This is a genomic window from Thauera linaloolentis 47Lol = DSM 12138 (assembly GCF_000310205.1).
Lineage (GTDB): Bacteria > Pseudomonadota > Gammaproteobacteria > Burkholderiales > Rhodocyclaceae > Thauera > Thauera linaloolentis.
The window spans coordinates 1-24,170 of sequence record NZ_AMXE01000061.1; the positions used below are offsets into that span (position 1 = coordinate 1).

Below are 24,170 nucleotides of genomic sequence, written 5' to 3' on the forward strand. Positions count from 1 at the left end.
TGCCCGCCCGACAGGCGCGACGGCCATTCCCCGGCGCGGTCGGCGAGGCCGACGTCGGCGAGCGCGGCCAGCGCCGCCGCGCGCCGTTCCCGCGACGGGCCCGGCAGGCCGAGGGCGACGTTGTCGGCCACGCTCTTCCACGGCAGCAGGCGCGCATCCTGGAACATGATGCGCAGTTCGTCGTGCGTGTCCTGCAGTGTCTGGCCATCGAGCGCGATGCGGCCTTCGCTGGCCCGCTCCAGCCCGGCGAGCAGGCGCAGCAGGGTGCTCTTGCCGCAGCCGCTGCGGCCCACGATGGCGACGAATTCGCCCGCTTCGATGTCCAGGTCGATCGCGGCCAGCACCTCGCGTTCGCCATAGGTCTTGCCTAGCCCGCGCAGGCCGATATGCACGCCCTTGCCGCGTTCCGGAGGCGCGCCGGCGCCCGCGCCGAGCGCATGGATTTCCTTCGAGTCGATGATGCCCATCGGGCCTTCTCCTGGTTCTGACGGGATGGATCGGTACCTAGGCGCCGGCATAGGCATCGTTCCAGCGCAGCAGGCGGCGCTCCAGCAGGCGGGCGGCGACGTCGGCGAGCTTGCCCAGCACGGCATAGAGCAGGATGGCGACGACGACGACGTCGGTCTGCAGGAACTCGCGGGCGTTCATCGCCATGTAGCCGATGCCCGAGCTGGCGGCGATCGTTTCGGCAACGATCAGCGTCAGCCACATGAAGCCCAGCGCGTAGCGCACGCCGACCAGAATGCTGGGCAGCGCGCCGGGCAGGATCACGTGGCGGAACAGCGCCCAGCCCGACAGGCCGTACGAGCGCCCCATCTCCACCAGCGTCGCATCCACCGAGCGGATGCCGTGGAAGGTGTTCAGGTACACCGGAAAGAACACCCCCAGCGCGACGAGGAAGAGCTTGCCTTCCTCGCCGATGCCGAACCACAGGATCACCAGCGGGATGAGCGCCAGGTGTGGCACGTTGCGCACCATCTGCAGCGTGGTGTCGAACAGGTTCTCCGCCAGGCGGTAGCAGCCGTTGATGAGGCCGAAGAAGAAGCCGATGCCGCCGCCGATGACGAAGCCGATCGCGGCGCGGACGAAGCTGGCATGCAGGTGGGTCAGCAGTTCGCCCGAATTCGCCAGTGACCAGGCGGCCGTCAGCACGGCGGAGGGGGCCGGCAGGATGCGCGTCGACAGCCAGCCCGTCTGCGCGGCGATCTGCCAACCCGCGAGGATGGCGAACGGCACCAGCCAGGGGCCGATGCCGCCCAGCCAGCGGGCCGCGAGGGAGGATCCCTTCATCGTCCGGTACTCAGCGCGCGGGACGCCACACGACCGAGGCCACGTCGAGCTTCTTCGGGATCAGCTTCAACTCGGCCAGGGTGTCGGCCATCTGCTGCTGGTGGCGGATCACGTCTTCGGTCAGCGGCTGCACGCCGTAGCCGTAGCGCGACACCGAGACTTCGGCGATCTCGACCGGCAGGCCGATCTGCGGCGCGACGATGGCGGCGGCTTCCTTCTGGTTCTTGCCGACCCATTGACCGGTCTCGTTGATCGATTCCAGCGCCGAGGCGAGCACCTGCGGGTGCTTCTGCACGAAGGGGCGCGAGGCGATGTAGAAGTTGTAGTTGTTCACGATGCCGCTGCCGTCGGCCACGATGCGGGCGTCGAGCTGGCCCTCGGCCGCGGCGCCGAACGGGTCCCAGATCACCCAGGCGTCGACCGAGCCGCGCTCGAAGGCCGCGCGGGCGTCGGCCGGCGGCAGGAAGGCGACCTCGACGTCGCTGTACTTCAGGTTCACCGACTCCAGCGCCTTCACCAGCAGGTAGTGCACGTTGGAACCCTTGTTCAGCACCACGCGCTTGCCCTTGAGATCGGCCAGTGTCCTGATCGGCGAATCCTTCGGCACCAGCACCTTCTCGGCGCGCGGCGCGGGCGGCTCGTTGCCGACGTAGACCAGGTCGGCGCCGGCCGCCTGTGCGAATACCGGCGGGGTCTCGCCGACCACGCCGATGTCGATGCTGCCCACATTGAGCCCTTCGAGCATCTGCGGCCCGGCGGGGAATTCGGTCCACGTCACCTTGACGCCCTCGGCCTTCAGCCGCTCTTCGAGCTTGCCGCGCGCCTTCACGATCGACAGCGTCGAGCCCTTCTGCCAGCCGATGCGGATCTCGGGCGCGGCGGCAAGGGCGTGGGGCGTGGACAGCGACAAGGGGAGGGCGGCTGCGGCAAGCAGGCCCTTCAGGACGGAACGGCGGTTCTCGATCATGGTCGGACTCCTCGGAATACGGAACGGGCGGTGAGCAGGGGAAGGGAAACCCGGCGCCGGGCGCGGGTTGTCGGCGGCAATGTAGCCACAACGCCTTTTCGCCACGAACCAAGAAAATCCGAACTGCTTATCCGGCCCGGCCTGGATTGCTTAGCAGGATTTGATCGTTTGCGAGGCCGCCGCCGGCCTGGCGGCGCGTTGTCATTTGCGCGCCCCGGCGGTGCGGCAGGGGCGTGCAGCGGGGTCCATCGCCGGCGCTGGGGTGGGTCATTGTCCCAATTTGAGCAACAATGATTTCTCGCTCGATGCCTATCTCATCGGGCCGGACGCGCCTAAAGTTCGGTTGTCGCAATTGCACGGACAACGATCCGGGCGAACCGCTGGAGAATTTTCGACCATGAGTGCGCAATACACCGCTACCGCCAAGGCTCTGCACTGGGGCATCGCCGTCCTGATCTTCGGCATGCTGGGGCTGGGCTTCTACATGACCGGCCTGTCGCTGTCGCCGACCAAGCTGCAGCTGTATTCGTGGCACAAGTGGGCGGGCGTCACCCTGTTCCTGCTCGTGGTCCTGCGCCTGGCCTGGCGCTTCGCCCACCGTCCGCCGGCGCTGCCCCGCCACATGGCGCCGATCGAACGTTTTGCCGCGCATGCCGGTCATCATCTGCTGTACGTGCTGATGTTCGCGATTCCGCTCACCGGCTGGCTGATGAGTTCCGCGAAGGGCTTCCAGACGGTGTGGTTCGGCGTCGTCCCGATCCCCGACCTGCTGGACAAGGACAAGGCGCTCGGCGACCTGCTGCAGACCGTGCACCTGAGCCTGAACTTCGCGCTGATCGCCGTGCTGCTCGGCCATGTCGGTGCGGCCCTGAAGCATCACTTCATCGACAAGGACGACGTGCTGACCCGCATGTTGCCGCATCGCCTCCACTGACCCTGCCCTCCACCTCCTGCCCCGACATCAAAGGACTGCCCACCATGAAACGCATCGCGCTCGCCCTGCTCTCGACGCTCGCCCTCGCCACCGTCGCCCATGCGGCCGAATACAACCAGGTGCAGGCCGACAAGAGCCGGATCGCCTTCAGCTACCAGCAGATGGGGGTGTCGATGGACGGCTCGTTCAAGAACTTCTCCAGCCAGCTGCGCTTCGACCCCGCCGCGCCGGAAGCGGCTGCGGCGGCGATCGAGGTCGAACTCGCCAGCATCGACACCGGCAGCGACGAGGGCGACGAGGAAGCGGCGGCCAAGACCTGGTTCAACACCAAGGACTTTCCCCAGGCCCGCTTCGAATCCACCGCCGTCAAGGCGCTCGGCGGCAACCGCTACGAAGTGGCCGGCAAGCTGACGATAAAGGGCACGACCCGCGACGTCGTCGTCCCCGCCACCTTCGCGCAGCAGGGCGATGCCGGCGTGTTCGACGGCAGCCTGACGATCAAGCGCGGTGATTTTTCGGTGGGCGAGGGCGCCTGGAAAGCCTTCGACATCGTCGCCAACGACGTCGAGATCAAGTTCCACATCACCGCCACCGCCCGATGAACCGCATGAATCTCTGTACATTCCAACCCGAGGAGAACCCCTCCATGAATCGTATCGCCAAGCTTTCCGCAGCCCTGATCATCTCCGCCGCCGCTGCCGCCCCCGTGCTGGCCGCGCCGGAAACCTACACGATCGACGGTAGCCACACCTTCCCGAGCTTCTCGTACAGCCACCTCGGCCTGTCGACTCAGATCTCCAAGTTCGACAAGACCACCGGCACCGTCACGCTGGACAAGGAAGCCAAGACCGGCGCGGTCGACATCACCATCGACATGAAGTCGGTCAACACCGGTTACGGCACCTTCGACGAGCACATCCAGGACACGGACTTCCTCGATACCGCCAGCCACCCGACCGCCACCTTCAAGTCGACCAAGGTCAGGTTCGACGGCGACAAGCCGGTCGCCATCGACGGCGAGCTGACGATCAAGGGCGTGACCAAGCCGGTGACGCTGCAGGTGACGCACTTCGTCAACAAGCCGCATCCGATGATGAAGAAGGACACCATCGGCGCCAATGCCACCACGGTCATCAAGCGCAGCGAATTCAACGCCGGCAAGTACGCGCCCAATGTCGGCGACGACGTGACGATCACCGTCGCCATCGAAGCCATCAAGAACTGAGTTCCGATGTGTTCGCGGCGGGCCCCGGCGACGGGCGCCCGCCGTGCGAAGGCCGCCGGCGCAGCTCGCGCCCGCGGCCTTCGTCGCGTGTGCTGGATTAACATGGCGGCCCTGCGTCTGCATCGATCGAAAGGGCGGCTCCGGCGTGTCTGAATTCCTCGGCAACTTCTTCCTGGCCCTGCTGCTCTGCGGGCTCGTGCGCGCACTCTACGCGGTGTGCGCGATGCTGGTCCGCTCGCGGGACGGCGGCAACATCCTGTTTGCGATCGCACTGCCGCTGGCCCTGCTCTACATCGTCGCCAGCAATCCGGTGGCGATCGGAAGCCGCGCGGGCTTTGCCGCGGGCGCCGGTGTCGGCGCCGCGGCGATCCTGTTCTTCGCACTGCGCAGGCCGCGCTGAGCCCCGCTCTGCGGCACCGGTGCGCACCGCCGCCCCCGGCATCGCCGCGCCGTCCGCGCTCATCGGCGGCGCTGGATTTCTAAGCAGATTTTCTTCGTTCGTTTTCCGTAGTGGATGCGTGAGCATTCGGCCCTGTCTCGTCCTGTCGGGCAGGGTGCGCGCGGCGCATCCGCCCGGGCAATCCTGCGGAGAACTTCCATGATTCCTATCCTTCGAGTTGCAGCCGCGGCCGCGTGCCTGCCTGCCCTCCTGTCGCCGCTTGCCGGCCATGCCGCCGCCGATGACCGCCAGGCGCGCGTATGGGCCGCGACCTGTGCCGCCTGTCATGGCACCGATGGCCGTGCCCAGGCCGGCATGACCAGCCTGGCGGGGCGCGATGCGGGCGAGCTGTATACCCTGCTCAGCGAATTCAAGAGCGGCGTCCGGCCTGCCACGGTGATGCACCAGCACACCAAGGGCTATACCGACGACGAACTCAAGCGGCTGGCGAACTGGTTCGCGGCCCAATCGAAGAACTGAGCGAAGCATCGAGGGACATGCACATGAACAACATTGATCGCCGCGGTTTTCTCAAGGCTTCGGCCGGACTCGCCGCCGGGCTGGGCGTCGGCGCCGGGTTCGGCTGCGCCACGCCGGTCGGCCGCGCCCCGCTGGGGCGGGTCGTCGTCATCGGCGGCGGCTTCGGCGGCGCGACGGCCGCCAAATACCTCAAGAAATGGGAGCCGCGCCTCGACGTCACGCTGGTCGAGCGCAACCAGAACTTCGTCTCCTGCCCGATCAGCAACCTGGTGCTGGCCGGCGTCAAGCAGATCGAGGACATCATCGTCGCCTACGACGGGTTGGCCAAGTACGGCGTGCGCCTGGTGCGCGACGAAGCCCTCGCCATCGACGTCGACAAGCGCGAAGTCCGGCTCGCCAAGGGCGATCCGCTGCCGTGGGACCGCCTCATCGTCGCGCCCGGCATCGACTTCCTGTACGAGCAGATCCCCGGCCTCGACAACGCCGAGGCCCAGCAGCAGGTGCTGCATTCGTGGAAGGCCGGGGCGCAGACCGTCGCGCTGCGCAAGCGGCTGGAGGCGCTGCCGGACGGCGGCGTGTTCGCGATCTCGATCCCGAAGGCGCCTTACCGCTGCCCGCCGGGGCCCTACGAGCGTGCCAGCGTCATCGCCCATTACTTCAAGCAGCACAAGCCGCGCTCGAAAGTGCTGATCCTCGACGGCAACCCGGACATCACCTCGAAGAAGGGCCTGTTCCTGCAGGCCTGGGAAGAGCGCTACAAGGGCATCATCGAATACCGCGCCAACAGCGCGCTGCTCGATTTCGACCTGCGCGGCAATGTCGCGAAGCTCGAATTCGACAACGTCCGCGCCGATCTCTTCAACGTCATTCCGCCCCAGCGCAGCGGCCGCATCGCCGAGCCCTTCGCCAACGTCGGCGTACGCTGGGCCGGCGTCGACTTCCGTACTTTCGAATCGACCGCGGTGCCCGGCGTGCACGTCATCGGCGACGCCACCGCCGCGGCGCCGGGCATGCCCAAATCCGGCTTCATGGCCAACAACCATGCCAAGGTCGCGGCCGATGCCGTCATCGCCAGCCTGAGCGGGCTCGAACCCAACCCGACGCCGGTCATCGCCAACACCTGCTACAGCTTCGTGTCCGACCGCGACGTGGTGCATGTGGCCTCGGTGCACAAGTTCGACACGCAGGAGAACACCCTGCTGCCGGTCAAGGGCGCGGGCGGGCTGTCGGCCGTCGCCAACGACATCGAAGGCCAGTACGCGCTCGCCTGGGCGCGCAACATCTGGGCCGACGCACTGGCCTGAGCGCATGCCGGCGGCGGGCGGAGAGAGACGAATGGAAAACCATAACCTTTCGCAGCGTCCGCTCGCCGAGCGCGCACGCGCATTTCTCGACAGGCTGCCGCTCGAACGTGACGGCGGCAGGCAGTTGCGTCGCCTGCCGGAGGGCGGTGTGGTGGGCGACTGGTTCGGCTGCGAACTGTCGAGCGTCTTCCAGCCGATCGTGCCGCCGGCAAGCGGCGGCATCTTCGGCTACGAAGCCTATCTGCGCATCCTCGGCAGCGGCGAGCGCTCGCTGTCGCCATGGACGCTGTTCTCGGCCAATGCCGACGAAGGGCGCCTGGTCGCGCTCGACCGCCTGGCGCGTACCGTCCATGCGCTCAACTTCCTGTCCTCGGTCGAGGGCGACAGTCTGCTCTTCCTCAACGTGCATGGCCGCCTGCTCGCCGCCGTCGGCGGCGACCACGGCGCCGCCTTCCGCAAGGTGGTCGATGCGCTCGGCCTGCCGCCCGAACGCATCGTCATCGAAACCCCGCTCGAAGCCAGCAGCCAGCCCGAACTGCTGGGCTTCGTGCTGCGCAACTACCGCAACAATGGTTTCCAGGTCGCGATCAACGTCGATTCGCCGATGCAGTGGCAGGCGCTGTCCAGCCTGGTACCGGCCCAGTTCGTCAAGATCGACAGCGCGCGCCTGTTCCTGGCCGAAGACTGGCGCGCACGCCTGGCGTGGCTGGTCGGCCTGCGCGAGCGTGCGAACATCGTCGTCACGCGGCTCGAACGCAGGCTGGACGGCGATCTGCCCGAAGGCGTGCTGCTGCAAGGCTATGCCTACGGCCTGCCGGTGCAGCGCGCGGCAATCACGCGCGCCGAGCGCTACGCGCTGGGCCGCTTCGCCCGCTGAACGCCATACTCTGCCAAGGGGGGTAGGGCGAAAACGCCACTGGCATACGGCGCAGGGAGGATGTCGGGAACTAGATGGCCATCGACGGTGTGCGCCTCGCGCGGCCGCCAGGCGCAAGGGTGCCGCCGGTAAAGTAGCGCAGTTCCCCCGGCGCGAAGGCGGCCCAGTCTTCGCCGGTGGTCAGCGGCTTGGTCGCGATCACGCACATGCTGTCGTCGAGATGGTTCAGGTGCCCGAAATGGACGCGCAGGTCGCAGTCGATGAGGCTCGCTTGCGAGAACGGGTAGGCACGCTCGACGTGGTACAGCGAGGTCGAGCAATGTGCGAACAGCCCCTGGCCGCATGACAGCAGGTAGTTGAAGCTGCCCAGTTCGGCGATCTGCCGGTTCAGCAGTTCGAGCGCTTCGTGCAGCGCCTCCGTGTGCGGCTGGCGGGCGCCGAAACGCCGTTCCAGCTCCTGCAGCATGAAGCAGAAGGCGTGTTCACTGTCGGTCGTGCCGACGGGGCTGAAGCGGCCGTCGAGCGGCAGCTCGTTCGCCGGCAGATTGCCGTTGTGGGCGAAGACCCAGCTGCGGCCCCACAGTTCGCGCGCGAAAGGGTGGCAGTTGGCGAGTTCCACCGCGCCCTGGGTGGCCTTGCGGATGTGCGCGATGATGTTGCGCGAGCGCACCGGAACGCGGCGCATGGCCTCGGCAAGCGGCGAAACCGATGCGGGCAGGGGGTCCTGGAACAACTGATGCGCGTTGCCTTCGAAGTACGCGATGCCCCAGCCGTCCCGGTGCTCGTCGGTTTCGCCGCCACGGCGGACGAAGCCCTCGAGCGAGAACTGCACACTCGCGAGCTTGCTGCTGTTCATGCCGAGTAGCTGGCACATGGCGGCTGCCCTCCGGTCGCGGCTGCCTGTCCGCGCTCAGGCCGCAACGGGGACGCGGCGCGGCCTGGCGACCGGCCTGCAGTCCAGCGCCGGCCGCCCGATCAGGAAGCCCTGCAGCCAATCGGCGCCGAGTTCCTTCGCATGCTGGAGCTGTTCGGCGTTCTCGATGTGCTGGCCGACGACCAGCATGCCGCGGCGGCGGATCTCGGGGACCAGTGCCGCCGCGACGCGCGCGGTCAGCGCGGGGGGGCGGGCGCGGCCGGACAGGCTGCGGTCGAGCTTGACGATGTCGGGCGCGAGCGCTTCGAGCCGGCCGAGTTCGGACGAATGGCGGCCGAAATTGTCCAGCGCGATACGGTAGCCCCGTTCCTGGTATTCGGCGATCGCAGCGGCCAGCGGCGCCGGGTCGGAAAGGCCGTCGTCGGCCAGTTCGAGCACCACCCGGTCGGGCGTCAGGCCGCAGCGCGACAGCACGCTCTCGAACACGTGCCCGTGCCGGTCCGGCACCGCGCGGACGAGCCGGGGATGGACGTTGAGCGACAGGATGCCGCCGGCCTGCTCGCGCTGCAGCAGGAAGTTCAGCGCATGGAGGGTGCGCACGAGGCGGTCCAGCCGCACCAGTTCCTCGTCGGTGCGCGCATCGAGGAAGACCGCCTGCGCGGGCAGCGCCCGTCCGTCGCCCCAGGCCTGCAGATGGGCCTCGTGGCCGAGCACCCGGCCGTCGCGTTCCGCCAGGGGCTGGAACAGGCTGCCGAGGACATAGCCGGCGAAGTGGGCATGCACACGTCCGCCGTCGAACGCGAGGCTGTCCTCCTCGCCGCCGGCGCCGGCGAATTGGCTGCGCTTGTTGAAGTAATGCACCAGTTCGGTCAGGGGCACGTCGGTCTCCAGGTCCTGCGGGACGGTGTTCGGATGATCAGGGCCGTCACCTTAGCCGCAGGGGCGCGATCGGCAAACCAAGATTTCATGCAATCGTTATGCCGCCGCCGCGCGCTCCGCAGCGTGGATGGATGCGTCCGCGCGGTGGCCCGGAGGCACCCGGGACGGGGCCGCGCGCCATTGCGCGCTTGGCTTGCGCGAGGCGACACGCTAGCCTGTCGCGCCCGCCCCGCGCAACCCGGCCGCGCCGCGGCGATACCGACAGGAATCCGACATGAGCTCACTCGAAACCCTCACCGTGCATGGCCTCGGCCGCGTGGCCGATCCCTACCGCGACATCGTGCCGCCCATCCACCTGGCCAGCACCTTCGAGCGCGCGGCCGACGGCAGCTATCCGGGCGGACGCGTGTATGCGCGCGACGGCAGCCCGGCCTACATCGAGGCGGAAGAGGTGCTGCGCCGGCTCGAAGGCGGCGCGCAGGCCCTGCTGTTCGCCTCCGGCCATGCCGCGGCGACGGCGGTGCTGCAGGCGCTGGAGCCGGGCGACCGCGTCGTCGCCCCGCATTCGATGTACTGGGCGCTGCGCAAGTGGCTGCTGGACCTGGCCGAGCATGGCCGCATCCAGCTCGCCTTCTACGACAACGCCGACATCGACGGCCTGCGCGCCCAGCTCGCTGCCGCACCGACCCGCCTGCTGTGGATCGAGACGCCCGCCAATCCGACCTGGGAAGTCACCGACATCCGCGCCGCCGCCGCGCTCGCCCGCGAGCACGGCGCGGCGACGGTGGTCGATTCCACCGTGGCGACGCCGGTGCTGTGCCAGCCGCTGGCGCTCGGTGCCGACATCGTCATGCATTCGGCCACCAAGTACCTCAACGGCCATTCGGACGTGGTGGCCGGGGCGCTCGCCACGCGCGAGGACTCGCCGCTGTGGCAGCGCATCCGTGTCATGCGCAACCTCGGCGGCGGCATCCTCGGGCCGTTCGAGGCCTGGCTGCTGCTGCGCGGCATGCGCACCCTGCACCTGCGCGTGCGCGCCGCCTGCGCCAACGCGCTGCGGCTCGCCGCCGAACTCGAGGCCCACCCCGCCATCGCGCAGGTGCTGTACCCCGGCCTGCCCTCGCATCCGGGCCACGTAGCGGCCGCGGCGCAGATGCGCGGCGGCTTCGGCGGCATGCTGTCGATCCGCCTGAAGGACGGCGAGGCCAAGGCCCGCGACGTGGCCGCGCGGGTACGGGTGTTCAAGCGCGCCACCTCGCTGGGTTCGGTGGAAAGCCTCATCGAGCACCGTGCCAGCGTCGAGGGCGAGGGCAGCCGCTGTCCGCCGGACCTGTTGCGGCTGTCGGTCGGCATCGAGCCGGCGGACGACCTGCTCGCCGACCTGAGGCAGGCGCTGGCGGATTGAAGGCGCGGCCGCTCATATCGATAGCATTTCTTGTTCGTTGGCCATTCGCGGCCCGCCGCTTAAGCTCGGCTCCACCTGTCGGCCGCGCCCGGCCGACGGACCCGAACATCACGTACCGCACCTGGAGTCTCCGATATGACGAAACCGAGGAATAAACTGCGCCTGGCCACCCTGGTCGCCCTGTCCCTGCTGTCCGGCCTCGCCCAGGCCGACCGCCTGGACGACATCAAGAAGAACGGCGTGCTGCGCGTGGCCGCCTTCGACAGCAACCCGCCGTTCGGCTTCATCGACCCGCAGACCAAGCAGATTTCCGGGCTGGACGTGGACTACGCCAAGGAACTGGCCGCCCGCCTCGGCGTCAAGCTCGAACTGGTGCCGACCAACCCGGCCAACCGCATTCCGCTGCTGACCGCCAACAAGGTCGACATCGTGCTGGCCAACTTCACCATCACCGAAGAGCGCGCCAAGCAGGTCAATTTCAGCATTCCCTATTTCGCCTCGGGCCAGCAGTTCATCGCCCGCAAGGGCACGCTGTCGTCGCCGGACCAGCTCGGCAAGCTGCGCATCGGCGTGGACAAGGGCACGACCAACGAGATCGTGCTGCGCGAGAAGTACCCCAGCGCCACGCTGGTCGCCTACGACGACACGCCTTTCGCCTTCACCGCGCTGCGCAACGGCAACGTGCAGGCCATCACGCAGGACGGCCCCAAGCTGATCGGCCTGCTCGCCAACGTGCCGGACAAGGACAAGTACGAGATCCCGCCGTTCTCGATCTCCAACGACCTGATCGGCGCCGGCCTGCCCAAGGGCGAGACGCGCCTGACCGAGTTCGTCAACACCTCGCTGCGCGAGCTGGAAGCCAGCGGCAAGGCGCAGACGATCTACGACGCCTGGTTCGGCCCCGACACCAAGACCCCGCTGACCCGCATCTTCCGTATCGGTGACAAGTAAGCTTTCGTCCCGCATCCTGCCCCCGTCCGGCCCGCTGGCCGGCGGGGGCGTTTCCATTGCCCGCCGCCGCGCCATGTGTCCCGATCATGCTCGATGAACTGCTCGCGCCGAAATACCTGGGCTGGCTGATCGAGGGCTTCGGCGTCACGCTGCTGCTCTCCGCGCTGGTGTCGGTCGCCGCCACCGCGCTCGGCCTCGCCCTGTGTCTCGGGCGCATCGCGCCGTCGCGGCTGTGGTCGTGGCCGGCGCGTGCCTGGCTGTCGGTGTTCCGCAACACGCCGCTGCTGGTGCAGTTGTTCTTCTGGTACTTCGGCGCCAGCGCGCTGATGCCGGAGGGGCTGCTGATCTGGCTCAACACGCCGCACCACTGGGACCTGGCGTTGTTCGGCGTGCGCTGGCCGTCGTTCGAATACCTCGCCGGCTTCTTCGGCCTGACGCTGTATACCGCCGCCTTCATCGCCGAGGAGTTCCGCTCGGGCGTGCGCGGCGTGCCCGCCGGGCAGATCGCCGCCGCGCAGGCCCTGGGCTTCACGCCGCTGCAGGTGTGGCTGAACGTGGTCATGCCGCAGGCCTTCCGCATCTCGCTGCCGCCGCTGCTCGGGCAGTACATGAACGCGGTCAAGAATTCCTCGCTGACGATGGCGATCGGGCTGGCCGAGCTGTCCTACGCCTCGCGCCAGGTCGAGACCGAGACCTTCAAGACCTTCCAGGCCTTCGGCGTCGCCACCGCGCTGTACATCCTCACCATCATCGTCATCGAACTCGCCGGGCAGTGGCTGCAGCGCAGGCGCCCGGCTCCCGGCGCGGCGGGTGCCTGAACCATGGACTTCACCGTCGTCGCGGACAATTTCTCCTATTTCATGCTCGGCGCCTGGCCCGACGGCCCGCTCGGCGGCGCCGCGCTGACGCTGGCGTTGAGCGTGGTCTCGGCGCTGGCCTCGGGCGTGCTCGGGCTGGTGTTCGGCATCGCCCTGGCGATGACGCGCGGCGCCGCGCACAACGTGCTGCTGTTGGGGCTCGGCTTCTTCCGCGCCATCCCGGTCATCATGCTGATCTTCTGGACCTACTTCCTGCTGCCCATCCTGTTCGGCATCGACGTGCCGGGTACGGGTACGGTGGTGGTGGCGCTGTCGCTGATCGGCGGCAGCTACCTGGCGCATTCGGTGCACGCCGGCATCCTCAGCCTGCCGCCGGGGCAGTGGCAGGCCGCCGCGGCGCTGGGCCTGCGGCGCGGCCAGGCGCTGCGCCTGGTGATCCTGCCGCAGGCGCTGCCGATCATGGTGCCGTCCTTCATCAACCAGTGGGTGGCGCTGGTCAAGGACACCTCGCTCGCCTACGTCATCGGCGTCGGCGAGCTGTCCTTCGTCGCCACCCAGGTCAGCAACCGCGAAATGGTCTACCCGACCGAGATCTTCCTGTTCGTGGCGCTGGTGTATTTCATCTTCTGCTCCACGCTCGAACTGTGTGCCAACCGCGTGGCCCGGCGCTTCGGGACGGGGGCGGGCTGAGCGGGGCGGGGCTGCGGTACGGGCTTCAGCCCTTGTGCAGCCAGTGCTGGTAGAGCCAGCGCGCGCCGTAGTCGAGCAGGAATCCCAGCGCGCCGATGACCAGGATCGCCGCCATCAGCTCGGGGTAGGCGAGGCGGTCGCGGGCGTCGAGGATGAAGTAGCCCAGGCCGGCCGACACGCCGAGCATCTCCGCCGGCACGAGGATGATCCAGATGATGCCGATCGCCAGCCGCACGCCGCTCAGGATGTGGGCGACGATGCCGGGCAGCACGACGCGGAACAGGGTTTCGGCGCGCGTCGCCGACAGGCTGCGCGCCAGCATCAGCCAGTTGCGGTCGAGCTGGGCGACGCCGGCCGCGGTGTTGAGCAGGATCGGCCACACCGCGGCGAAGGCGAGCAGGAAATACACCGGCGCGTCGCCCACGCCCAGGACCATGACCGCGATCGGCATCCACGACAGCGGCGAGATCATGCGCAGGAACTGGAACAGCGGCGTCGTCGTCTGCGCGAACACGCGCGACACCCCGGTCAGGATGCCCGCCGGCACGCCGATCGCCAGCGCTGCGGCGAGGCCGATGGCCACCCGCTGCAGGCTGACGCCGACGTGGTCCCACATCACCGGATCGACGGCCAGGCGGGACAGGGCGCGGAAGGCCTCGGCGGGCGCGAAGTTGGCCAGGATCGGCGTCTCGTTCGCCAGCAGCAGCGTGGCCGCGGCCCACAGCGCGGCGGCCAGCGCGAGGCCGAGCAGGGGCAGGATCAGCGTGGCGGGCATGCGCGTCAGACGACGATGGTTTCCTGGCGCAGCAGGCCGGCGGGCAGGCCGAACACCTGCGGGCCGCCCACGCGCTCGATCGCGGTGCGCACGAAGCGGTCGTCGACCAGGTCGCGGGCGACGAAGGCCGGGTCGAGCTTGGCGAGAAAGGCGGTGTCGCCTTCCACCTTGGTGGTGAGCAGGCTGCGCACCAGTTCCTCGGTGTAGGACGGGAAGGGGTAGGGCTGGAAGTCGATGCGGCGCTGGTGCCAGCCCTTGTTGCGGGCGACGCCGCTGGCCTCGTAGCCGGCGTAGTCGGTGGCGGACAGCACTTTCGCCAGGACTTCGACCGAGTGCGGGGTGTAGCGCTTGTCGCCGCTGGCGGCCAGCAGCTTGGCCGCATCGAGCTGGTTGCTGCGCGTCCACAACTGGGCCTTGACGATGGCGTCGGTGACGCGCTGCGCCCATTGCGGGCGTTCGGCGATGTCGCGCTCGGCGAGGAAGGTCACGCAGCAGGCATGGTCCTTCCACACGTCACCGGAGAAGCGCAGGATCTTGCCGACCCTGTTCAGTTCGGCGGCGGCGTTGAACGGGTCGGCGACGATGAAGCCGGCGATGCCCTTGCCGGCAAGCGCCGACACCATCTCGGCCGGCGGCAGCACGATCAGGTTGACCTCGCTGGCGGCGATCGCCGTGCCGCGCGGGCGGGTCACCGCGGTGAGGCCGCTGGCCACCAGCAGCTTTTGCAGCAGGATGTTGTGGATCGAATACCAGAACGGCACCGCCACCGTCTTGCCGCCGAGGTCGGCCACGCTGTCGATGTCGTGCGCGACGGTCAGCGCGGAGCCGTTCATGTGGTTCCACGCCACCACCTTGGCGGGGAACTTCGTGCCGTAGCGCACCCACAGCGTGGTCGGCGACAGCAGGTGGATGACGTTCACCTGGCCGGACACGAAGGCCTCGACGATCTGCGCCCAGCTGCGGAACAGGCGCGGCGCCTCGGTGCGCAGGCCCTCGGCCTCGAACAGCCCGCGCGCATGGGCGATGAGCAGCGGCGTGGCGTCGGTGATCGGCAGGTAGCCGATCTTCACCGGCACGTCGTCGCCCCCGGCCGCCTGCGCCGCGGCGTCGCCCGCGCGCAGCATGGGCACGGCCAGGCCGGCGCCGGTCAGCGCGGACAGGCGCAGGAAGTCGCGGCGGCTCATGCCGCAGCCGCAGGCGGACGACTGGCAGATGTGCGGGCGGGAGGAAGGCGTGTGGTCCATGGTGTCGGGTCTCCGGTCAGGATGGGATGGCGTGCGGCGCCGTGGCGGCGTTGCCCGCGCGCAGGGCGGAGAGGATCTGCAGCCGCAGCGCGGTCACGGCCTCGGGGTGGTCTTCGCGCGGATGCGGAATGCTGAGCGTCCACGCGCGATGGATGTGGCCGGGTTTGCCGGCCATCAGCAGGATGCGGTCGGCGACCAGGATGGCTTCGTCGATGTCGTGGGTGACCAGCAGCACGGCCGCCTGCCAGCGGTGCACCACGTCCACCAGCAGGGCCTGCATCTCGGCGCGGGTGATCGCGTCGAGCGCGGAAAACGGCTCGTCGGCGAACAGCAGCTCGGGTTCGCGCGCCAGCGCGCGGGCCAGCGCCACGCGCTGCGCCTGCCCGCCCGACAGCTCGGCCGGCCACGCATGCTCGCGTCCGGCCAGACCGACCGCCGCCAGGGCTTCGCGCACGCGCGCCTTGCGCGCGGCGGCGTCGATGGCGGGCTGGTGCTTGAAGCCGAGCCCGAAGCCGGCGTTGTCGAACACGTTCAGCCACGGCAGCAGGCTGGCCTGCTGGAACACCAGCGCGCTGCGCGGATGCGGGCGCGTCAGCGGCTGGCCGAGAAAGCGCACCGTCCCGGCAGCCGCCGTTTCGAGCCCGGCGAGTACGCGCAGCAGCGTCGACTTGCCGCAGCCGCTGCCGCCCAGCAGGCAGACGATCTCGCGCCGGCGGATGCCGAGCGAGACATCCGCGAACACCGGCCCGGAGCGCGCATAGGCGAAGGACAGGCGTTCGGCGCCGAGCACCGTCTCCGGCGCGGCGTCGGTGCCGGGCGGGGGCGCGAGCGGCTGCGGCGCGTTCATGCCGTGCCGGCTGCGGCATGCCGGTCGAGCTCGCCCTGCAACTGCGTCAGGCTGGGCGTGATGACCGGAATGAAGGCGCCTTCCACCCAGCGGCGGGCGAAGCCGCGGCCGTGGTCGCGCAGGTAGGCCCGTCCGCCGCTGGCGTCGAGCTCCAGGCCGAGCGCGGTCTGCACGATTTCGGCGAGGCGGAGGCGGATGCGGAACAGCGCCGCCGGATCGGCCTCGAAGCGCCGGCCCGCCAGTCCGTCGCGGAGGCTGGCGGCCAGCCCTTCCAGTTCGGCCGAGGCCTCGGCCACGCGCGGCAGCAGGATGCGGTGTGTGCCCTGGCCCTGCGCGGCGGCGGTGCGTAGCGCGATGCGCGCGAGCCCGATCGACATGCCCAGCTGCAGCGCTAGGAAGGCCGGCCGCAGCGCCGGGCAGAAGCGGCGCGCGTCCTCGTGCAGCACATGCTCGGGGCCGACGTCGGCGCCCTGGATGTCGATCGCGGCGGTGTTGCTGCCGCGCAGCGCGACCAGGTCGAGATCGGCGCTGCGGGTGATGCCGGCGTGGTCGCCAGTGATGGCGACCACCATCGGCGCATCGGTATCGGCGCGCGCCACCGCGGCGGCGGCGATGAAGCCGGCCTTGCGCAGGTTGGTGACCCAGGGCAGGCGCCCGTCCAGCCGCCAGCCTCCGTCCTGCGGCCTGGCGCCGATCTGCAGCGACTCGATGCCCGACAGGAACTTCATCGCGTTCGACAGGCCGGTGGCGCCGGCGAACTCGCCCGCCAGCAGCGCCGGCAGCCAGCGTTCGCGCAGCGCTGCGTTCGGCGACTGCAGCAGGTATTCGATGAAGGTGCGCTGCCCCCAGAAGACGAAGGCGGCGGTCAGCGAGGCTTCGGCGATGGCGGCGATCGCCTCGACGCCGTCGTAGATGCCGCCGCCGGCGCCGCCCAGCGCCTGCGGCACGCCGATGCGGAACAGGCCGCGACGGCCCAGTTCCGGCACCAGGCGGTCGGCGTCGGCGGTGCCGAGGTCGTAGGCCTCGGCGTTGTCCGCGAACCAGGCGGTGTCGGCGGCGGTGTGGAGGGGCGCGCTCATGGCTGCAGCACGCCGGGGCGGAAGTCCTGGAGCTGGGGGTTGATCTCGCTCCCGGCCAGGTTGTTGGCGAAGTTGCACAGCGTCGCCAGGCTGATGCCCAGCACCACCTCCAGTGCTTGCGCGGGGGTGAAGCCGGCGTCGGTGAAGGCCTCCAGCTCGCCGTCGCCGACCGCGCCGCGGCTGGCGATGACGGCGCGGGTGAAGGCCACCAGCGCGTCGTAGCGCGTGTTGCCGGTGGCGCCGCGCTGCTGCAGGGCGACGACCGTGCGGCGGTCGAGGCCGACCTTCTTCAGCGCGATCGCCGAGTGGCCGCTGACGCAGAATTCGCAGCCATGCACGCTGGCGGCGGTGATCTGCACGACTTCGCGCTCGGCCAGCGTCAGGCTGGCGCGGGCGTTGATTTCACCGACGGTGAAATAGGTTTCGAGCGCGGTCGGGGCGTTGGCCAGCACGCCGATCAGGTTCGGCACGAAGCCGTTGCCGGCCAGCGCACGCTCGATGAAGGGGCGGCTGGCCTCGGGCGCGGTGTCGAGGGTCTGCAAGGGGAGCCGGGACATGGTGTTCGATCCTTGGTGTGGGTTGCGCCATTGTCCGAAGGGCGACGCGGCGGCGCTATGCGCGCCCGTCGCTGTTTCTTGCTCGATCGTCCAACGGCCGGACTGGACGTTCAGTGCATGCCGTGCGCGGCCTGCCGGCGCGCGCGCTGGTAGGCGCCGGGCTGTTCGCCGATGACCTTGTGGAAGGCGCGCGTGAAGGCCGCCGGCGACTGGTAGCCGACGCGCTCGGCGGCGCGGGTGACGCTGTCGCCGTCACGCAGGTGGCGCGCCGCGATGGTCATGCGCAGCGACAGCAGGAACTGTGCGGGCGGCTGGCCGCTGGCGTCGACGAAATGCTTGAAGAAGCTGGCGCGCGACATGTTGGCGATGCGCGCCATGTCGTCCACCGACCAGTCGCGGCCGGGGTCGCCCAGCAGCCGTTCGAGCAGCGGCGCGAACTGCGGCCGGCCCGCCACGGCCCACAGGCCGGCCTCGATCCGTTCCTGCGCGGCCATCTCGCGGATCAGGTAGAACAGCAGCAGTTCGGTCAGGCGCGCGATCAGCGGGGACGCCGCCGGGGTGTCGCGGTCCGCTTCCGCGCGGATGAGGTCGAACAGCGGCGCCGCGGCGCGCAGCGTGCCGGAGCCCACGCGCAGCACCAGCAGGTCGGGAAAGGATTCGACGAGGAAGGCCCCCGCCAGCCCGCGGAAGTCGAAGAAGCCGCAGGCCAGGCTGGTGCCGTCCGGCTGGACGGGCTGCATCGGCCGCATCGGGCGCGGCACGCAGTCCGGCCCCGGATGGCGTCCGGGCGTCAGGGAGTGGGGGCGGTCGCGCAACAGGAACACCGCGTCGCCTTCGCCCAGCGGCAGCGGTGCGGCCTCGCCGCCGAGGTGCAGGAAGCAGTCGCCGCGCAGCACGAGATGGAAGCTCGCTCGCGCGCGGCCGGCCGTCGAGGCGCGCCATGCGCCGCAATACTGGCCGACGTGGAAGACGGTGGTGTCGAGTTCGAGGCCGCTGACCAGCCAATGGACGAGTCGGTCGGTGTCGGGCTTCATGCGCGGTCGTCATCCGAGTGGATCGATGAGCGCGATTGTCCGCATGGGCCTGCGCGGCGGAACCAAGAAAATCAGCTTAGCTTTCCAGCGGCCGCAGAGGGCCGCAGCGGGGCGGCGGCCGTGGCGGCGGGCAGGCGCGGACCGTCCCGGGCCGCTCGATGGCGAGCCCGGCTGGATTCATGGTTTGCACGCATCGACGGAATCGAGCGATGATTCACGGCAGGGTTTCCGTTCCGGAAAAGCCGCAGGCACAGGCGCAAGGCCAAGGAGATCACCATGTTCAAGCAGGTCAGGCAGTCGGTTCTGGGGGTGTGCATGGTGCTGCTTGCGCTGCCGGGCCATGCGCTCGAAGTCGGCGACCAGGCCCCTGATTTCGATCTGCCCGGTTCCGACGGCAAGCGCTACACGCTGGCCGACTATCGCGGCAAGCAGGCCGTGGTGCTGGCCTGGTTCCCGAAAGCCTATACCTATGGCTGCACGATCGAATGCAAGTCGCTGGCCGAGAACGGCCATCTGATCCGCGAATACGACGTGGTCTACTTCATGGCCAGCGTCGACCCGCTGCTCGACAACAAGGGCTTTGCCGAAGAAACCGGCGCCGACTTTCCCTTGCTCAGCGATGAAGACAAGTCGGTGGCCAGGGCGTATGGCGTTCTGCACGGCAAAGGCCATGCGGAACGCCATACCTTCTACATCGGCAAGGACGGCAGGATTCTGCGCATAGACGACGAGGTCAGGCCCGCAAGCTCCGCCGAAGACATGGCGGCGACGCTGGGCCGGCTCGGAGTGGCGCGGCGCTAGCGCGCGGGCCGGCCGGGCGCTTCAGGCGGCGGCCGCCTTCGGCGCGTTCACGGTGCTGGCGTCGAACGGGCCGCCGGTGATCACCTGGTCCTGTATCGTCACCGGCTTCTTGCCGGGCAGCAGTGGGAACACCAGTTCGGCGAAGCGCCAGGCTTCCTCCAGGTGCGGATAGCCCGACAGCACGAAGCTGTCGACGCCTAGGTCGGCGTATTCCTTCAGGCGCGCGGCCACGGTCTGCGGGTCGCCGACCAGCGCGGTGCCGGCGCCGCCGCGCACCAGGCCGACGCCGGCCCACAGGTTGGGGCTGACTTCCAGCTTGTCGCGGCGCCCGCCGTGCAGCGCGGCCATGCGGCGCTGGCCTTCCGAGTCCATCGACGCGAAGCGGGCCTGGACCTTGGCGATGGTGTCGTCGTCCAGGCGGCTGATGAGCTTGTCGGCCTCGGCCCAGGCTTCCGCGTTGGTTTCGCGCACGATCACGTGCAGGCGCACGCCGAAGCGCAGCGTGCGCCCCCGGCTGGCGGCGCGGGCGCGCACGTCGGCGATCTTCTGCGCCACGGCCGCGGGCGGTTCGCCCCAGGTCAGGTAGGCGTCGACGTGTTCGGCAGCCAGGTCGTGGGCGGCATTGGAGGAGCCGCCGAAATACAGTGGCGGATGGGGTTTCTGCACCGCGGGGAAGAGCAACTGGGCGCCCTTCACGCGGTGGTGTTCGCCTTCGTGGTCGACCGTCTCGCCTTGCAGCAGGCGGCGCCAGATGCCGAGGAACTCGCTGGCCTCGCCGTAGCGCGCGTCGTGGTCGAGGAAGATGCCGTCGCCGGCCAGTTCTGTCGAGTCGCCCCCCGCGACCACGTTCAGCAGCAGGCGCCCGCCGGTCGCCTGGTCGAGCGTGGCGGCCATGCGCGCGGCCGCGGTCGGCTTGGTCAGCGCGGTGCGCAGCGCCACCAGCAGCTTCAGCCGGCGCGTCACCTGCGCCACGCTGCCCGCCACCACCCAGGGGTCGAGGCAGCCGCTGCCGGTCGGGATCAGGATGCCGTCGTAGCCCAGGTTGTCCGCCGTCACCGCGATCTGCTGCATGTACTCGATGGTGACCGGGCGGCCGGAGTTGGATTTGCCCAGGTAGCGGGTGTCGCCGGAGGTGGGCAGGAACCAGAAGATGTCCAGACTCATGTCGCGCGCCTCCCGTTCAGGCCGCGGCGCGCACGAACGGCGATACGTCCGGCGCGGCGCTTGCGCGTTTCCTGAGGAAAGGCCGCGCCCGCCCGGCGGCGAGGTCGATGCGCGCTTGCAGGGCGGGGCTGCTGACCTCGTAGTCGCGGATCTCGGCTTCGCTGCCATAGACGCCGATGGGCAGCGTGTGGGCCTGGAAGAAGCTGAACAGCGGGCGGAGCTGGTGCTCGATGACCAGCGCGTGGCGGTCGCTGCCGCCGGTGGCGGCGAGCAGCACCGGCACGTCGATGAGGGCGTTCTGGTCGACGAAGTCGAACAGGTGCTTGAACAGGCCGGTGAACGAGGCGCGATAGACCGGGCTCGCCACGACGAGGAAGTCGGCCGATTCGATCGCGGCGATGTCGGCCCTGACGTCGTCCGGCAGTTGCGAGGGATACAGCGCACCGGCCAGCCGCGGGCCGATGCTGCCGAGTTCGATCAGGCGCACGCTGATCGGGGCCTGTTCGCCCAGCGCGTCGATCAGCGCTTCGACGAGGCTCAGGGTGCGCGACGGGCGCTGCAGGCCGCCCGAGACGGCCACGACCTTGATCTGATTGCTCATGGGATTTCCTTTGAAGGTTCGGATTCGGGTCATCCGGCGCGGGCGGACGCGGGCGCGCCGCCATCGCACCTGCGTCACGGCTAGCTGGCCGAGGCCAGCGGGCCGGCGCCGTTGGCGATGCTCTCGCCGACCGGCCGGATCCGCCCCCTGGGGTTCTGCAGCGCGTCGCGGGTGGCGTTGGTGGCGCCGGCCGGGGTGACGGCGTCGAGCAGCGGCGTTGCCAGGTTCAGGTGCGGGAACACCAGTTCGGCGAAGCGGTAGGCCTCTTCCAGGTGCGGGTAGCCGGAGAGCACGAAGGTGTCGGCGCCCAGCGCGGCGTATTCCTTCAGGCGCTCGGCGATGATCTTGCCGTCGCCGACCAGCGCGGTGCCGGCGCCGCCGCGCACCAGGCCGACGCCCGCCCACAGGTTCGGCGCGACCTCCAGCCGGCTGCGGTCGCCGCCGTGCAGGGCGCGCATGCGGCGCTGGCCCTCGGAGTCGGTGTTGGCCAGCGATGCCTGCGCGCGCGCGATGGTGTCATCGTCGAGCCGGCTGATCAGTTCGTCGGCGGCCTGCCAGGCGGCGGCCTCCGTTTCGCGCGGGATCACGTGCAGGCGCACGCCGAAGCGGACCTGGCGGCCTTCCTTCTCCGCCCGCTTTCTGACGTCGGCGAACTTGCGCGCCACTTCCTCAGGGGGCTCGCCCCACGAAAGATAAAGCTCGACGTGGCGGGCGGCCGTGTCGTGGGCGCGGTCGGAAGAGCCGCCGAAGTACAGCGGCGGGTGGGGCTGCTGCAGCGGCGGATAGAGCTGGCGGGCGCCCTTCACCTTGACGTACTTGCCGTCGTAGTCGACGGTCTCGCCCGCCAGCAGGCGCCGCCAGACCTCGAGGAATTCGTCGGCGTGTTCGTAGCGTTCGTCGTGCCCGAGGAAGATCCCGTCGCCGGCGAGGTCGCCGGCGTCGCCCCCCGCGACCACGTTCACCAGCAGGCGGCCGTTGGACAGTCGGTCCAGCGTGGCCGCCTGGCGGGCGGCGACGGTCGGCGAAATGGTCGCCGGCCGCAGCGCGACGAGGAACTTCAGGCGCCGGGTGGTCGCGACCAGGCTGGAGGCGACGGTCCAGGCGTCCTCGCACGAGCGCCCGGTGGGGATCAGCACGCCGCCGTATCCCAGGCCGTCGGCGGCATGGGCGATCTGCTGCAGGTAGTGGAGGTCGACCGCGCGCGCCTGCTCGGCGGAACCGAGGAAGCGGCCGTCGCCGTGGGTGGGCAGGAACCAGAAGATGTCGAGGGGCTTGTCGCTCATGTGGGTGCTCCGGGAAAAGGGTGTGCGGATGTCGCGGCGGGGTCGTCAGGCGTAGAGCTGGGGGTCCGGCAGGTCGCCCTTGAGCGACCAGCGTCCGAGCATGTTGAGCTTGTAGTCGATCGGGTCGTGCAGCGTGTGGGTGCGCACGTTGCGCCAGAAGCGGTCGAAGCCCAGGCTCGCCTTGGTGCCGCGCGCGCCGGTGACGTCGAACAGTTCCTGGCTGACGAAGAGCCCGGCGCGGTGGGCGAGGACCTTCGATTCGGCGACGGCGACGGCGACCTCGGCGCGCTCCGCCGCGGTCAGCGCCGGGCCGCGGGCAAAGGCGCGGTCGGCCAGTTCGGCGGCGCGCTCGGCCAGCGCGCGGGCGCCGGCGATATGCACATGCATCTCGCCGAAGCGGTTCTGGGTGAACAGGTCGTCGACCGCGTGCTCGGCGCTGGAGGCCAGCCAGGGCTGCGCCTGGGTGTGGGCGTAGGTTTTCGCCTCGGCGAAGGCGCCCTCGGCGATGCCGAGGTAGAGATTGGTCAGCACCAGCTGGGCGAGGCAGTTGCGCAGCGTGTGGAAGGGCGTGGGCTCCTGCTCCGGCCACAGCAGGACGTTGCGCTCGGCCACCGGCACCTGGTTGAACGAGATCGAGTTGCTGTCGGTCTGGCGCTGGCCGATCGGGTTCCAGTCGTCCACGATGCCGATGCCTGGATGGGTGGTGGACACCACCGCCAGCAAGGGCCGCTGCGCCGCGTCGACCACCGCCGACAGCGTCATCAGATGCGCACCGACGGTGCCCGAGCAGAACGACTTGACGCCGTTCAACTGCAGCCCGGATGGGTTGCGCTGCGCCACCAGGCGGCGGTCGCGCGGATTCATGCCGTTGCCCCACCAGCACTGGTGCTCGATGGTGTGGCCGAGCAGGCGCGCGATCTGTTCCGGGTTGCCGTAGATGAGCACGGTCGCCACCTGCAGGTGGTGGAAGGCGAGCACGTGGCCGAGCGCGCTGTCGACCGAGGCCACCTTGCGCACGACGGCGTAGATTTCCTGCCAGCTCAGTTCGTCGCCGCCGAAGGCGCGCGGAATCGACAGGCGCAGCAGGCCGGCTTCGCGCAGCAGGGTTTTTTCGGCCGCCGCGTGGCCGCCGCGCGCGTCGCGCTCCACGGCGCTGCCGCGCAAGCGGGTGAGGATGTCGTCCAACGGAATGCTCATGGTCTGCTTGTTGCCGCTAGGGGGTGTCATGGGGCGGATGGCCTGCCTGCAGCAGCGCCGCATGCAGTTCGTCGCGTTCGAGGCAGGTGGGGCCGCCGCACAGCAGCTCCAGGTAGCGCAGGTTCTTGCGCGCGCCCTCGATGTCGCCGAGGGCGATGAAGAGTTCGCCCTGGTAGGCCAGCGCGGGGCGGTGGCCGGGGTCGAAGTGCAGCGCCTCGCGGTACCAGCGCCCGGCCTCTTCGTGCCGGCCGAGCTTGCGCAGGCTATAGCCGAGCAGGTTGTAGAGGTCGGCGTGCTGGACGGTCGCGCTCAGGGCCTGCAGCCCGGCGGCCGCGGCGGCGAATTCGCCGGCGTAGATCTGCGCGCGGAGGGGGGCCAGGTCGGGCAGGTCCGTCGCCGGTGGGATGTCCGCGGCGGCGGCGGCGCCGGCCAGCGCGAGGCCGGCCAATGCCGCC

28 protein-coding genes are annotated in these 24,170 nt (G+C 69.7%); 12 read left to right on the forward strand and 16 right to left on the reverse strand.

Annotated features, from left to right (window positions below; translation table 11 throughout):
- The 3 genes from C666_RS13985 to C666_RS13995 form a co-directional block, all read right to left on the reverse strand.
- Positions 1–467, reverse strand: a 467-nt coding sequence (locus C666_RS13985) for an ATP-binding cassette domain-containing protein (RefSeq protein WP_004341130.1), incomplete at its 3' end; no start/stop codon positions are given.
- 37 nt (positions 468–504) lie between these two features.
- Positions 505–1,290, reverse strand: a complete 786-nt coding sequence (ssuC, locus tag C666_RS13990) for an aliphatic sulfonate ABC transporter permease SsuC (RefSeq protein WP_004341132.1) — start codon at positions 1,288–1,290, stop codon at positions 505–507.
- A 10-nt stretch (positions 1,291–1,300) separates the two neighbouring features.
- Positions 1,301–2,257, reverse strand: a complete 957-nt coding sequence (locus C666_RS13995; protein ID WP_004341135.1) for a sulfonate ABC transporter substrate-binding protein — start codon at positions 2,255–2,257, stop codon at positions 1,301–1,303.
- A gap of 397 nt (positions 2,258–2,654) precedes the next feature.
- Between C666_RS13995 and C666_RS14000 the strand changes: the two genes are divergently transcribed.
- The 7 genes from C666_RS14000 (at position 2,655) to C666_RS14030 (ending at position 7,516) form a co-directional block, all read left to right on the forward strand.
- A complete protein-coding gene (locus C666_RS14000; protein WP_004341137.1) occupies positions 2,655–3,191 on the forward strand; it encodes a cytochrome b in 537 nt (178 codons plus the stop codon).
- Between the two features lie 44 nt (positions 3,192–3,235).
- Positions 3,236–3,793: a YceI family protein gene (locus tag C666_RS14005; protein WP_004341139.1), complete on the forward strand. Its 558-nt coding sequence runs from the start codon at positions 3,236–3,238 to the stop codon at positions 3,791–3,793.
- A 44-nt stretch (positions 3,794–3,837) separates the two neighbouring features.
- Entirely contained in the window at positions 3,838–4,416 is a 579-nt protein-coding gene (locus C666_RS14010) for a YceI family protein (protein ID WP_004341141.1), read from the forward strand.
- A 145-nt stretch (positions 4,417–4,561) separates the two neighbouring features.
- Positions 4,562–4,816: a hypothetical protein gene (locus C666_RS14015; protein WP_004341144.1), complete on the forward strand. Its 255-nt coding sequence runs from the start codon at positions 4,562–4,564 to the stop codon at positions 4,814–4,816.
- 198 nt (positions 4,817–5,014) lie between these two features.
- Positions 5,015–5,335 carry a c-type cytochrome gene (locus C666_RS14020; protein WP_004341146.1) on the forward strand — a complete coding sequence of 107 codons (321 nt, stop codon included), beginning with the start codon at positions 5,015–5,017 and terminating at the stop codon, positions 5,333–5,335.
- Positions 5,336–5,358: 23 nt separating this feature from the next.
- Positions 5,359–6,639 carry an FCSD flavin-binding domain-containing protein gene (locus C666_RS14025; RefSeq protein WP_004341148.1) on the forward strand — a complete coding sequence of 427 codons (1,281 nt, stop codon included), beginning with the start codon at positions 5,359–5,361 and terminating at the stop codon, positions 6,637–6,639.
- Positions 6,640–6,670: 31 nt separating this feature from the next.
- Positions 6,671–7,516 (forward strand): EAL domain-containing protein, encoded by an 846-nt coding sequence (locus tag C666_RS14030; protein ID WP_004341150.1) that lies wholly within the window; start codon positions 6,671–6,673, stop codon positions 7,514–7,516.
- A gap of 70 nt (positions 7,517–7,586) precedes the next feature.
- Here the strand turns inward: C666_RS14030 and C666_RS14035 are convergent, their stop codons facing one another.
- Together C666_RS14035 and C666_RS14040 are read right to left on the reverse strand one after the other, a co-directional pair.
- Positions 7,587–8,390, reverse strand: a complete 804-nt coding sequence (locus C666_RS14035; protein ID WP_004341152.1) for a class II glutamine amidotransferase — start codon at positions 8,388–8,390, stop codon at positions 7,587–7,589.
- A 36-nt stretch (positions 8,391–8,426) separates the two neighbouring features.
- Complete coding sequence (locus C666_RS14040; protein ID WP_004341154.1) at positions 8,427–9,269, reverse strand: EAL domain-containing protein; 843 nt, start codon at positions 9,267–9,269, stop codon at positions 8,427–8,429.
- Positions 9,270–9,543: 274 nt separating this feature from the next.
- On the opposite strand from C666_RS14040, the gene C666_RS14045 reads away from it, so the two are divergent.
- From C666_RS14045 to C666_RS14060, 4 genes are all read left to right on the forward strand, one after another.
- On the forward strand, positions 9,544–10,674 hold the full coding sequence (locus tag C666_RS14045; RefSeq protein WP_004341156.1) for a trans-sulfuration enzyme family protein: 1,131 nt from the start codon (positions 9,544–9,546) through the stop codon (positions 10,672–10,674).
- A 135-nt stretch (positions 10,675–10,809) separates the two neighbouring features.
- A complete protein-coding gene (locus C666_RS14050) occupies positions 10,810–11,625 on the forward strand; it encodes an ABC transporter substrate-binding protein (RefSeq protein WP_004341157.1) in 816 nt (271 codons plus the stop codon).
- Between the two features lie 86 nt (positions 11,626–11,711).
- Entirely contained in the window at positions 11,712–12,443 is a 732-nt protein-coding gene (locus tag C666_RS14055; protein WP_004341159.1) for an amino acid ABC transporter permease, read from the forward strand.
- A 3-nt stretch (positions 12,444–12,446) separates the two neighbouring features.
- Positions 12,447–13,133 carry an amino acid ABC transporter permease gene (locus C666_RS14060; RefSeq protein ID WP_004341162.1) on the forward strand — a complete coding sequence of 229 codons (687 nt, stop codon included), beginning with the start codon at positions 12,447–12,449 and terminating at the stop codon, positions 13,131–13,133.
- A 25-nt stretch (positions 13,134–13,158) separates the two neighbouring features.
- Here C666_RS14060 and C666_RS14065 read toward each other — a convergent pair whose 3' ends face one another.
- The 6 genes from C666_RS14065 to C666_RS14090 form a co-directional block, all read right to left on the reverse strand.
- Positions 13,159–13,908, reverse strand: coding sequence for an ABC transporter permease (locus tag C666_RS14065; protein ID WP_004341164.1), 750 nt, complete (start codon positions 13,906–13,908; stop codon positions 13,159–13,161).
- A 5-nt stretch (positions 13,909–13,913) separates the two neighbouring features.
- On the reverse strand, positions 13,914–15,152 hold the full coding sequence (locus C666_RS14070; RefSeq protein WP_004341166.1) for an ABC transporter substrate-binding protein: 1,239 nt from the start codon (positions 15,150–15,152) through the stop codon (positions 13,914–13,916).
- Between the two features lie 16 nt (positions 15,153–15,168).
- On the reverse strand, positions 15,169–15,999 hold the full coding sequence (locus C666_RS14075) for an ABC transporter ATP-binding protein (RefSeq protein WP_004341169.1): 831 nt from the start codon (positions 15,997–15,999) through the stop codon (positions 15,169–15,171).
- Positions 15,996–17,078, reverse strand: a complete 1,083-nt coding sequence (locus C666_RS14080) for an acyl-CoA dehydrogenase family protein (RefSeq protein WP_004341178.1) — start codon at positions 17,076–17,078, stop codon at positions 15,996–15,998. The genes C666_RS14075 and C666_RS14080 overlap by 4 nt, the downstream gene beginning before the upstream one ends.
- Positions 17,075–17,635, reverse strand: coding sequence for a carboxymuconolactone decarboxylase family protein (locus tag C666_RS14085; protein ID WP_004341180.1), 561 nt, complete (start codon positions 17,633–17,635; stop codon positions 17,075–17,077). Before C666_RS14085 ends, C666_RS14080 begins: the two co-directional genes overlap by 4 nt.
- A 110-nt stretch (positions 17,636–17,745) precedes the next feature.
- Complete coding sequence (locus tag C666_RS14090; RefSeq protein ID WP_004341184.1) at positions 17,746–18,669, reverse strand: AraC family transcriptional regulator; 924 nt, start codon at positions 18,667–18,669, stop codon at positions 17,746–17,748.
- A gap of 276 nt (positions 18,670–18,945) precedes the next feature.
- Between C666_RS14090 and C666_RS14095 the strand changes: the two genes are divergently transcribed.
- Positions 18,946–19,470, forward strand: a complete 525-nt coding sequence (locus C666_RS14095; RefSeq protein ID WP_004341186.1) for a peroxiredoxin — start codon at positions 18,946–18,948, stop codon at positions 19,468–19,470.
- A 21-nt stretch (positions 19,471–19,491) separates the two neighbouring features.
- On the opposite strand, the gene ssuD (C666_RS14100) is transcribed toward C666_RS14095, so the two are convergent.
- The 5 genes from ssuD (C666_RS14100) to C666_RS14120 form a co-directional block, all read right to left on the reverse strand.
- Positions 19,492–20,634 carry an FMNH2-dependent alkanesulfonate monooxygenase gene (gene ssuD / locus C666_RS14100; protein ID WP_004341190.1) on the reverse strand — a complete coding sequence of 381 codons (1,143 nt, stop codon included), beginning with the start codon at positions 20,632–20,634 and terminating at the stop codon, positions 19,492–19,494.
- A gap of 16 nt (positions 20,635–20,650) precedes the next feature.
- Positions 20,651–21,235 carry an FMN reductase gene (gene msuE / locus C666_RS14105; RefSeq protein ID WP_004341194.1) on the reverse strand — a complete coding sequence of 195 codons (585 nt, stop codon included), beginning with the start codon at positions 21,233–21,235 and terminating at the stop codon, positions 20,651–20,653.
- 80 nt (positions 21,236–21,315) lie between these two features.
- A complete protein-coding gene (gene ssuD / locus C666_RS14110; RefSeq protein WP_004341197.1) occupies positions 21,316–22,518 on the reverse strand; it encodes an FMNH2-dependent alkanesulfonate monooxygenase in 1,203 nt (400 codons plus the stop codon).
- Between the two features lie 45 nt (positions 22,519–22,563).
- Positions 22,564–23,745, reverse strand: coding sequence for an acyl-CoA dehydrogenase family protein (locus tag C666_RS14115; RefSeq protein ID WP_211206754.1), 1,182 nt, complete (start codon positions 23,743–23,745; stop codon positions 22,564–22,566).
- Positions 23,732–24,170 (reverse strand): tetratricopeptide repeat protein (locus C666_RS14120; RefSeq protein ID WP_004341203.1); only part of this gene is annotated, 439 nt, incomplete at its 5' end. The genes C666_RS14115 and C666_RS14120, both read right to left, overlap by 14 nt.

Excerpts from the sequence above, each read along its gene's own strand:
- ssuC (WP_004341132.1), bottom strand. The coding sequence starts at position 1,290 with ATGAAGGGATCCTCCCTCGCGGCCCGCTGGCTGGGCGGCATCGGCCCC.
- C666_RS13995 (WP_004341135.1), bottom strand. The coding sequence starts at position 2,257 with ATGATCGAGAACCGCCGTTCCGTCCTGAAGGGCCTGCTTGCCGCAGCC.
- C666_RS14000 (WP_004341137.1), top strand. The coding sequence starts at position 2,655 with ATGAGTGCGCAATACACCGCTACCGCCAAGGCTCTGCACTGGGGCATC.
- C666_RS14005 (WP_004341139.1), top strand. The coding sequence starts at position 3,236 with ATGAAACGCATCGCGCTCGCCCTGCTCTCGACGCTCGCCCTCGCCACC.
- C666_RS14010 (WP_004341141.1), top strand. The coding sequence starts at position 3,838 with ATGAATCGTATCGCCAAGCTTTCCGCAGCCCTGATCATCTCCGCCGCC.
- C666_RS14020 (WP_004341146.1), top strand. The coding sequence starts at position 5,015 with ATGATTCCTATCCTTCGAGTTGCAGCCGCGGCCGCGTGCCTGCCTGCC.
- C666_RS14025 (WP_004341148.1), top strand. The coding sequence starts at position 5,359 with ATGAACAACATTGATCGCCGCGGTTTTCTCAAGGCTTCGGCCGGACTC.
- C666_RS14030 (WP_004341150.1), top strand. The coding sequence starts at position 6,671 with ATGGAAAACCATAACCTTTCGCAGCGTCCGCTCGCCGAGCGCGCACGC.
- C666_RS14035 (WP_004341152.1), bottom strand. The coding sequence starts at position 8,390 with ATGTGCCAGCTACTCGGCATGAACAGCAGCAAGCTCGCGAGTGTGCAG.
- C666_RS14045 (WP_004341156.1), top strand. The coding sequence starts at position 9,544 with ATGAGCTCACTCGAAACCCTCACCGTGCATGGCCTCGGCCGCGTGGCC.
- C666_RS14050 (WP_004341157.1), top strand. The coding sequence starts at position 10,810 with ATGACGAAACCGAGGAATAAACTGCGCCTGGCCACCCTGGTCGCCCTG.
- C666_RS14055 (WP_004341159.1), top strand. The coding sequence starts at position 11,712 with ATGCTCGATGAACTGCTCGCGCCGAAATACCTGGGCTGGCTGATCGAG.
- C666_RS14060 (WP_004341162.1), top strand. The coding sequence starts at position 12,447 with ATGGACTTCACCGTCGTCGCGGACAATTTCTCCTATTTCATGCTCGGC.
- C666_RS14065 (WP_004341164.1), bottom strand. The coding sequence starts at position 13,908 with ATGCCCGCCACGCTGATCCTGCCCCTGCTCGGCCTCGCGCTGGCCGCC.
- C666_RS14070 (WP_004341166.1), bottom strand. The coding sequence starts at position 15,152 with ATGGACCACACGCCTTCCTCCCGCCCGCACATCTGCCAGTCGTCCGCC.
- C666_RS14075 (WP_004341169.1), bottom strand. The coding sequence starts at position 15,999 with ATGAACGCGCCGCAGCCGCTCGCGCCCCCGCCCGGCACCGACGCCGCG.
- C666_RS14080 (WP_004341178.1), bottom strand. The coding sequence starts at position 17,078 with ATGAGCGCGCCCCTCCACACCGCCGCCGACACCGCCTGGTTCGCGGAC.
- C666_RS14085 (WP_004341180.1), bottom strand. The coding sequence starts at position 17,635 with ATGTCCCGGCTCCCCTTGCAGACCCTCGACACCGCGCCCGAGGCCAGC.
- C666_RS14090 (WP_004341184.1), bottom strand. The coding sequence starts at position 18,669 with ATGAAGCCCGACACCGACCGACTCGTCCATTGGCTGGTCAGCGGCCTC.
- C666_RS14095 (WP_004341186.1), top strand. The coding sequence starts at position 18,946 with ATGTTCAAGCAGGTCAGGCAGTCGGTTCTGGGGGTGTGCATGGTGCTG.
- ssuD (WP_004341190.1), bottom strand. The coding sequence starts at position 20,634 with ATGAGTCTGGACATCTTCTGGTTCCTGCCCACCTCCGGCGACACCCGC.
- msuE (WP_004341194.1), bottom strand. The coding sequence starts at position 21,235 with ATGAGCAATCAGATCAAGGTCGTGGCCGTCTCGGGCGGCCTGCAGCGC.
- ssuD (WP_004341197.1), bottom strand. The coding sequence starts at position 22,518 with ATGAGCGACAAGCCCCTCGACATCTTCTGGTTCCTGCCCACCCACGGC.
- C666_RS14115 (WP_211206754.1), bottom strand. The coding sequence starts at position 23,745 with ATGACACCCCCTAGCGGCAACAAGCAGACCATGAGCATTCCGTTGGAC.